The organism is Paenibacillus alba, assembly GCF_013204855.1.
Taxonomy (GTDB): Bacteria; Bacillota; Bacilli; order Paenibacillales; family NBRC-103111; genus Paenibacillus_E; species Paenibacillus_E alba.
In genome coordinates, this window is record NZ_JABMKZ010000122.1 from 1 (window position 1) to 528 (window position 528).

At 46.0% G+C, this 528-nt stretch carries 1 protein-coding gene; it reads left to right on the forward strand.

Going from position 1 to position 528, the window contains the following annotated elements:
• Positions 1-528 (forward strand): beta-ketoacyl synthase N-terminal-like domain-containing protein (locus HQN90_RS38200; protein ID WP_173228004.1); only part of this gene is annotated, 528 nt, incomplete at both ends.

Below are 528 nucleotides of genomic sequence, written 5' to 3' on the forward strand. Positions count from 1 at the left end.
GGGAAGGTGTTAATGTCGTTGAAGAAAAAGGACAGCAAGAGCCCATCGTATTGTTCGAACCGCGTAAAAAGAGAACAATGAACTCTCGATTCATGAAGAACCGTGACGAAAGCAATATTCCTGAGCCCATTGCAATAATCGGCATGAGTGGGCGATTCCCGCAAGCGAGAAATATCGAAGAAATGTGGGCGATATTGGAAGCCGGGTTGGATGTGGTGAAGGAAATACCGGGGGATCGTTTTAATTGGCGGGATTATTATGGGGACTCAGAGAAGGATACAGGGAAAACAAATTGCAAGTGGATGGGGAGTATTCCGGGAATCAGTGAGTTCGATCCATTATTTTTTGAAATTTCCCCAAGAGAAGCGGAAACCATGGATCCGCGGCAAAGATTGCTTCTTCAGGAATCATGGAATGCATTGGAAGATGCCGGATATGGGAAAAAACAGATTGCAAACAACCGCATCGGGATGTATGTAGGGGTCGAAGAAGGAGACTACCAACTTCTTGTAAATGGTGAGGGAGGGG